General features: G+C 68.5%; 7 protein-coding genes and 1 rRNA gene. All 8 read right to left on the minus strand.

Features of this window, described 5'->3' with window-relative positions:
* Positions 1-142 precede the first annotated feature (142 nt).
* Positions 143-886 (minus strand): MerR family transcriptional regulator, encoded by a 744-nt coding sequence (locus ACH4MY_RS19580; protein WP_398004610.1) that lies wholly within the window; start codon positions 884-886, stop codon positions 143-145.
* Positions 887-915: 29 nt separating this feature from the next.
* Positions 916-1,878: an FHA domain-containing protein gene (locus ACH4MY_RS19585; RefSeq protein WP_398004658.1), complete on the minus strand. Its 963-nt coding sequence runs from the start codon at positions 1,876-1,878 to the stop codon at positions 916-918.
* A 58-nt stretch (positions 1,879-1,936) separates the two neighbouring features.
* Positions 1,937-2,911, minus strand: coding sequence for a DUF881 domain-containing protein (locus ACH4MY_RS19590; RefSeq protein ID WP_398004612.1), 975 nt, complete (start codon positions 2,909-2,911; stop codon positions 1,937-1,939).
* Positions 2,912-2,916: 5 nt separating this feature from the next.
* The gene (locus ACH4MY_RS19595) at positions 2,917-3,249 is read right to left on the minus strand and encodes a small basic family protein (RefSeq protein ID WP_015032176.1); all 333 of its coding nucleotides are present in this window, start codon (positions 3,247-3,249) and stop codon (positions 2,917-2,919) included.
* Entirely contained in the window at positions 3,246-4,175 is a 930-nt protein-coding gene (locus ACH4MY_RS19600; protein WP_398004614.1) for a DUF881 domain-containing protein, read from the minus strand. Before ACH4MY_RS19600 ends, ACH4MY_RS19595 begins: the two co-directional genes overlap by 4 nt.
* 101 nt (positions 4,176-4,276) lie before the next feature.
* On the minus strand, positions 4,277-6,772 hold the full coding sequence (locus tag ACH4MY_RS19605) for a sugar phosphate nucleotidyltransferase (RefSeq protein WP_398004616.1): 2,496 nt from the start codon (positions 6,770-6,772) through the stop codon (positions 4,277-4,279).
* A gap of 116 nt (positions 6,773-6,888) precedes the next feature.
* Positions 6,889-7,497, minus strand: a complete 609-nt coding sequence (locus ACH4MY_RS19610) for a CDP-alcohol phosphatidyltransferase family protein (protein WP_189831299.1) — start codon at positions 7,495-7,497, stop codon at positions 6,889-6,891.
* A 149-nt stretch (positions 7,498-7,646) separates the two neighbouring features.
* A 5S ribosomal RNA gene (gene rrf, locus ACH4MY_RS19615) occupies positions 7,647-7,763 on the minus strand.
* Positions 7,764-7,900 lie beyond the last annotated feature (137 nt).

A 7,900-nucleotide genomic window follows, 5' to 3' on the forward strand; every position in this document is an offset into this window, starting at 1 on the left:
GCAACCCTAGGACGTGCCCGACCGGTTTGGATAGTCGGGCCCTCCCCAGGCACCTGCCGAGGTGGTTTCCGAGCCCCGTGGAAAGGCCCCTTCCGAGAGCTCGTCGGGCCTCTCCCAGCACGCCGCCGGGGTGCTCACGAGGTCACTGGAGCCGAATTCCCAAGGCGGTCTGCACGAGGGCCGCGTGCAGCCTCACCGACTGCGCCGCGAGCTCCTGCGCGGTGGCCTCCGCATGCGCTCTGGTCTGCGGGTTACGGTGTCTGCGCAGCGGCGCGACGACCTGCTCGATGAGCCCGGCCTCCCGGTCCGCGGCGGCCTTGACGGCCCGCAGGTGCCGGGGTTCCAGACCGAATCGCCCCAGGTCCGCGACGAGCCGCGCGACCGTGACGGTCTCGGCGTCGTACCCGCCACCCTCCGTCTCGGAGATCAGGCCGTACGCCTCCCACTCGACGAGCTCGGTCTCCGTCACCTCGGCGGCGGCCAGCAGCTCGGACCGCCCGATCCGCGAAGCGGTGGGCGGCTCCGCCTCCTGCTCCCAGGCACCCTCGATCAGGTCCCGTCGGCGCCCGGGGGCCGGAAGCGTGACCTGCTCCCCCCTGGCGAGGGCGTCGAGGTGCTCACGGATGACCTTCAGCGGGAGGTAGTGGTCCCGCTGCATCCGCAGGATCTGGGCGAGCCGCTCCACATCCTGCGGGCTGAACTTCCGGTACCCGGAGGCCGTACGCCGGGGCTCCACGAGCCCCTCGGCCTCCAGGAAACGGATCTTGGAGATCGTCACTTCGGGAAATTCGTCGCGCAGCTGGTTCAGCACCGTGCCGATGCTGACCAGCCGGTCGCCCGCGGTGGCGGTGCCGGATCCGGCACCGCCCGTCGGTGTTCGCAGCATGGACCTTCCCTGAAGGCTTCTCCGAGGCGTCAAACGCCCCGCTGGCTCGAGTAGAAGACCAGCCGGTACTTGCCGATCTGCACCTCGTCGCCGTTGGACAGAACGACCGAGTCGATCGGCTCACGGTTGACGTACGTGCCGTTGAGGCTGCCGACATCGGAGACGGTGAAGCTGCCGTCCTGGGCCCGCCGGAACTCGACATGACGCCGGGAGACCGTGAAGTCGTCCAGGAAGATGTCGCTCTGGGGGTGACGGCCCGCCGTCGTCAGCTCACCGTCGAGCAGGAACCGGCTGCCGGAGTTCGGCCCACGGCGCACCACGAGGAGCGCGGAGCCGAGAGGCAGCGCCTCCACTGCCGCCAGCGCCTCGGGAGAGAGCGAGGGCAGCTGCGTCTGGCCGGTGACCTCCGCGTCGTAGGCCTCGAGGCCCGAGATGGAGATCGTGGACGTCGTCTCCGAAGCACGCTCGGGGGCGACCCCGGCCCGCAGCGGCGTGCCGCAGTGGGAGCAGAAACGACTGTCGGCCGCGTTGCGGTGACCGCACCTCGTACACACCGGCATGGACGCATCCTCCTGCCGCGGCTGCCCCGCCGAGGTCTGTGTCGCGTACGGATCGGGGGCAAACCCTCCACCCGTACTTGAGGTTGATGGTTCTCCGAAACCTATGCGGGCGGCCCCGGCAGGGTCAACAGACGACGCGCCGTACGCGCCCGGAACATCACCGCCCTGGCCACCGACCTCGTCGCGGAAGAGCGGGCGTTCGCCACCCTGCTCCTCGCTCTGGGCATGGCGCGACGCGCGGTGCTTGGCGTTACCGCCGTCCTCGCGTCCGCTCTTGCCGAACAACTTCGCAAAAAAACTCACGGGCGATTCCCCTTGACCGAAACAGACCCGCCCGTGGGGCAGGACGAACCGAGATCCATCACACCTGCCGACCCGGACACCTTCACAACGTCCGTATCCTCCGGACAGTTTCCACCACGCACCACCGATGTGGTGCGCCGACCCCCCGCAACGTCGTGTCCATGTCGCGGGACCCCCCTCGTCCCTCTCACGGCGAGGACGACTGAGCGTAGTCAGGCCGCTTCGCGGGTCGCAAGGCGTCGACAACGATCTTCGCCGACCGCTCCACCGTGGCCGTGGCCTGCTCCTTCTCCAGTGTCTGGACGACACCGCCGGGGATGTTGAGCGCGGGCTCGAGATCCTCCGGCTTGCCGATGACCTTGAAGACGTACGGAGCGGCCACCTTCGTTCCATCGATCCGCATGTCATCACCGCTACCGGTGAAATAACTGTCCGCGACCACCCGCACACCGTTGACCTGGATCGCCTCGGCGCCGGCGGCGCGCAGCTCCTGGATGGCGTCCAGCAGCATGTCCGACTCGACGGCCCTGGTGGGGTCGCCCACGGTCAGGGTGATGCCAGGGCCCTCGGCGGCGACCGTGCCGGCCAGGATGCCGAGCTGGCTCTCCTTCTCCTGGGTCTGCCGGCGCGCCTCCTCGGCCTGGTCGGAGCTGGACTCCAGCTCCGTGCGCTGCTTCTCCAGCCGGGACTTCTCGTCCTCGAGGCGCTGCGTACGGTCGTCCAGCTCGTCGAGGATCCGCACCAGGTCCTCCTGGCGCGCCCCGCGCAGCGCGCTGTTGTCGCTGGTCGAGGAGACCTGGATGGCCAGGCCGAGACCGAGGACGAAGAGCAGGAGCGCCACGATGAGTTGGGCCCGGGTCACCCGGGGCGGCCAGAGCGCGGAGGCGAGCCTCCCGCGTCCGCTCTGCTCTGCCCCGGGGGCGACCGGCGGCACGGGCACGCGGACGTCGTGGTCCGCGGTCGCCTCGTGGACGGAGTCCATGGGTGCCTCGGGCTCTCCCGCCGTACCGCCGCGGGAGGGCTGACCGACGCTCTCCGGCTTCCCGGTGCTCTCCGGCTTCTCGACGCCCCGGGGCTCCGTCTCGTTCTCGGAGTCCTGCGAGTCCTGAGGGCGGTCCTGCGGGTTCTGCGGGTCCTGAGGGTTCTTAGGGTTCTCGCTCATCCGCGTCACGCCCGGAAGACGTGGCGCCGGATGGCGGCCGCGTTGGAGAAGATCCGGATGCCGAGCACGACGACCACACCGGTCGACAGCTGCGCGCCCACGCCGAGCTTGTCGCCGAGGAAGACGATCAGCGCGGCCACGACCACGTTCGACAGGAACGAGACGACGAAGACCTTGTCGACGAAGATGCCGTCGAGCATGGCCCGAAGACCGCCGAAGACCGCGTCGAGGGCGGCGACCACGGCGATCGGAAGATAGGGCTCGACCACCGCCGGCACTTCGGGGCGGACCAACAGTCCGACCACGACTCCGACGATCAGGCCCAGTACGGCGATCACGATGTGCCCTTCCCTGTGTCGGCCGTGGCCCGCCCGGACGGCGTCGCCGCCCCGGCCCCCCTCGGCTCTGCGGTACGTACGGTCAGGCTCGGCGCGGCCGGCAGGCGGACGTCGCCCTCGGCCGTGATACCGCTCCTGATTCCGAAGTTCTCCACCAGCGCGTGCAGATACTGCCCGTCGGCGCTGTCCTGGAACGCTGTGCTCAGCCGCTGTCCGTCCCCGATCGCGAGGATGGTGTACGGCGGCACCAGCGGCTTGTTGTCGACCAGTATGGCGTCGCCCGCGGCCCGGATCGCGGACAGCGACGTCAGCCGCTGCCCGTTGATGGCGACGGCCTCGGCACCCGACTCCCACAGCCCGTTGACGATGCGCTGCATGTCCCGGTCGCGTACCCGGCCCGTGTCGGAGAAGCCACTGCTCTCCCGCGGCCCGCCGCCTCCGGAGTCGGTGCCCTTGGCATCGTTGACGACGAGCTTCACCCCGGGGCCGTGCACCGGCGTCGCACCCGAGAGCAGCCCCACGAGCTCGGCCTGGTCACCGCCGTGCTGCTGCAGTGCCTGCCGCTGGCGTTCGCCGACCTCGGACCGGATCCGCTCGACGTCCTGCTCCAGCTGATCGGCCGACGACGTCTCCGCCTCGATCCGGTCGATGAGCTCCTGCCGCTCCTTGGCGACGACCGGCGCGGAGATCCGCGCCTCGGCCGCGCCCACGGTCACCACGGCGGCCGCGAGGACCAGGCCTGCGGCGACACCCAGCTTGGCCCGCAGACTGCGGGGCAGCCCACCGCCCTCGGCGGCACGTCGGGCGGTCGCCTCCGCGTACCCGTCGTCGAGCGCGTGATCGATCACGTTGTTCAGCAGCGACATGGACGCGTCCGGGCGCGGCGGCGGTGATCCGGTGCTCCGAACGGGGGGCTGCTGCGACATGCCGCACATCGTCGCACGTCGTACGGCCTACCGCCGAATGGCCCCTCCGTGCTGCGGGGAGGCACCCCTGGGGCGCCTCCCCGCAGCACGGTCCGATCCGGTCAGCTACCTGCGCTGTCGACCACCGCGGCCCATTCGTCGAGCAGGACCTGCGCGGAGGCGTCGTCGGGACCCTCGGCCCACAGATGGGTGACGGCCTCGGCGGGGTCGGGCAGCACCATCACCCACCGGCCGTCGGCCTCGACGACCCGCACGCCGTCGGTGGTGTCCACGGAGCGACTGCCGGCCGCCTCCACCACCCGGCGCATCACCAGACCCTTCACGGCCCACGGCGTCGCGATGTCCTTCTTGAGGACGTGCGCCCGCGGAATCCGCGCGTCGATCTGGCTCAGCGTGAGCTGTGTCCGAGCGACGAGACCGATCAGCCGCACGAAGGCGGCGGCGCCGTCGAAGACACTGCTGAACTCGGGCACGATGAACCCGCCTCGCCCGTCGCCACCGAAGATCGTCGACTCCTCGCGCCCGACCCTCGTGAGGTCGTCCGGCGAGGTGGTCGTCCACTCGACCTGTGTGCCGTGGTAGGCGGCGACCTGTTCGGCGATGCGGGTGGTCGTGACCGGCAGCGCGACCCGCCCCGAGCGCCGCTCGGCCGCCACCAGGTCCAGCATCACCAGGAGTGCCCGGTCGTCCTCGATGATCCGCCCCCGCTCGTCCACGAGCGAGAGCCGCTCACCGACGGGGTCGAACCGCACGCCGAACGCCGCCCTCGCCGAGGCCACGATCTCCCCGAGCCGTACGAGCCCGGCCCGCCGGCTCTCGGCCGACTCGGTGGGTCTGGACTCGTCGAGCCCGGGGTTGATCGTCAGCGAATCGACCTGGAGCCGTCCGAGAAGGCTGGGCAGTACGAGCCCGGCACTGCCGTTGGAGGCGTCCACGACCACCTTCAGGCCCGCTTCCGCGATCCCGGTGGTGTCGACGTTCCGCAGCAGCGAGCCGGTGTACGAGTCGAAGACGCTCGCCGGGAAGGAGAGGTCGCCGATCTCACCGGGGAAGGCCCGCCGGTACTCCTGCCGGGCGAACACCCGGTCGAGCTTGCGCTGCCCGCCCTGGGAGAGGTCCGCTCCGCGTTCGTCGAAGAACATGATGTCCACGGAGTCGGGCACCCCGGGCGAGGTCCGCACCATGATGCCGCCGGCGCTTCCCCGCGCGGTCTGCTGCCGCGCCACCGGCAGCGGGACGTTCTCCAGGTCCCGTACGTCGATGGCACTGGCCTGCAGTGCCGAGATCACGGCCCGTTTCAGCGCTCGCGCACCCCGGGAGTGGTCTCGGGCCGTGGTGACGGTCGAGCCCTTCTTCAGGGTCGTGGCGTACGCCCCCGCCAGCCGGACGGCCAGCTCCGGGGTGATCTCCACGTTGAGGATTCCGGAGACCCCTCGGGCCCCGAAGAGGTGGGCCTGTCCGCGGGACTCCCAGATGACCGAGGTGTTGACGAAGGCGCCGGCCTCGATCGTCTTGAACGGGTAGACCCGGACGTTGCCCTGCACGATCGATTCCTCACCGACCAGGCACTCGTCCCCGATGACGGCTCCGTCCTCGATCCGGGCGGCCCGCATGATGTCGGTGTTCTTGCCGATCACACAGCCGCGCAGATTGCTCTGCGGGCCGATGTAGACGTTGTCGTGCACGACGGCCTTGTGCAGGAAGGCGCCGCTCTTCACGACGACGTTCGAGCCGATGACGGTGTGCTCACGGATCTCGGCGTCGGCCTCGACCTTGGCGTAGTCACCGATGTAGAGCGGCCCGCGCAGCACGGCGTCGTGGTGCACTTCGGCGCCCTCCGCGACCCAGACACCCGGCGAGATCTCGAAGCCGTCGATGTCGACCTGGACCTTGCCCTCGAGGACGTCCGCCTGGGCCTTCACATAGCTCTCATGCGTACCGACGTCCTCCCAGTAGCCCTCGGCGACATAGCCGTAGATCGGCTTGCCCTCCTTCATGAGCTGAGGGAAGACATCACCCGACCAGTCCACCGAAACATCCGCCTCGACGTAGTCGAAGACCTCGGGCTCCATCACGTAGATGCCCGTGTTCACGGTGTCGGAGAAGACCTGTCCCCAGGTCGGTTTCTCCAGGAAGCGCTCGACCTTTCCCTCTTCGTCGACGATCGTGATCCCGAATTCCAGCGGATTCGGCACCCGGGTGAGACAGACCGTGACGAGGGCGCCCTTCTCCTTGTGGAAGGCGATGAGATCGGTGAGATCGAAATCGGTGAGCGCGTCCCCGGAGATCACGAGAAAAGCGTCGTCCTTCAACGCTTCCTCGGCGTTCTTCACACTTCCCGCTGTACCGAGTGGCTTCTCCTCGTTGGCATACGTGAGCTCCATCCCGAGCTCCTCGCCGTCGCCGAAGTAGTTCCTGACGAGGGAGGCGAGAAACTGCACGGTGACGACGGTCTCGTTGAGACCGTGCCTCTTGAGCAGTCGTAGGACGTGCTCCATGATCGGCCGGTTCACCACCGGCAGTAGAGGCTTGGGCATGCTCGAGGTCATGGGGCGAAGTCGGGTTCCTTCGCCACCGGCCATCACGACGGCCTTCATGTCGGAAGCGTCCTCCTTGAAGAGACGACGGTCCTGCCGACTTCACCTGTCCGCTCAGTAGCCCTGGGGCGTCCTCGTTGTTGCCGGCGACGCTGCTCGGCACTGGACGGACGGGCTCAATCGGCCGCGGTATCCGCCTTCACGAGTCGACGGACCTGGACCACGTAGAGGATCCCTGCCCACCAATACAGAGTTGTACCCCATCCGGCGAAGGCCCACCCGAAAACTTCAGCGAGTGACGAAAGCCAGCCCGTTCCGTCACTGAGAAGCAGCAACGGGAACGCGTACATCAAGTTGAATGTCGCAGCTTTGCCGAGGAAGTTCACCTGCGGCGGCGGGTAGCCGTGCCGGCGGAGGATTCCCACCATGACCAGCAGCATGGCCTCACGGGCCAGAAGGGCGGCCGTCAGCCACCACGGCAGGATCTCGCGCCAGGTGAGGCCCACGAGCGTGGACAGGATGTACAAGCGGTCTGCGGCGGGATCGAGCAGCCGGCCGAGGTTGCTGATCTGGTTCCAGCGCCGGGCCAGTTTGCCGTCGAGATAGTCGCTGACACCGCTGAGCATCAGGACGAGAAGCGCCCAGCCGTCACTGTTGGGCCCGCCGAACTCCGGACGGAGAATCAGCCACAGAAACAGCGGCACGCCGGCGAGACGCGCCATGCTGAGAATGTTGGGGATGGTGAGGACCCGGTCGGTCTGAACACGGGTCTCCTGGACCTCCACCCGGGGGCCTCCTGCTGGGAACGTACGGACGATGCCCCCTGACCTTACCCGCAGCCACGACGGCGCCGCGCACAGGGGGCACCGCACTGCAGCAGAACGCAAAAATGCCTCAACCCCCGGACAGAGTCCGGGGGTTGAGGCTAAAAATTGTTCGGCGGCGTCCTACTCTCCCACAGGGTCCCCCCTGCAGTACCATCGGCGCTGAAAGGCTTAGCTTCCGGGTTCGGAATGTAACCGGGCGTTTCCCTAACGCTATGACCACCGAAACTCTATGAAGTTGACCAACCGGAAATCGGCACGGTTCGTTACTTCAGAACTAACACAGTGGACGCGAGCAACTGAGGACAAGCCCTCGGCCTATTAGTACCGGTCAGCTCCACCCATTACTGGGCTTCCACATCCG

The organism is Streptomyces sp. NPDC017246 (genome assembly GCF_044331325.1).
Classification (GTDB): domain Bacteria; phylum Actinomycetota; class Actinomycetes; order Streptomycetales; family Streptomycetaceae; genus Streptomyces.

Bases quoted from the DNA above. Each gene is read 5' to 3' on its own strand.
- ACH4MY_RS19580 (WP_398004610.1), bottom strand. From the start codon at position 886: ATGCTGCGAACACCGACGGGCGGTGCCGGATCCGGCACCGCCACCGCG.
- ACH4MY_RS19590 (WP_398004612.1), bottom strand. From the start codon at position 2,911: ATGAGCGAGAACCCTAAGAACCCTCAGGACCCGCAGAACCCGCAGGAC.
- ACH4MY_RS19600 (WP_398004614.1), bottom strand. From the start codon at position 4,175: ATGTCGCAGCAGCCCCCCGTTCGGAGCACCGGATCACCGCCGCCGCGC.
- ACH4MY_RS19605 (WP_398004616.1), bottom strand. From the start codon at position 6,772: ATGAAGGCCGTCGTGATGGCCGGTGGCGAAGGAACCCGACTTCGCCCC.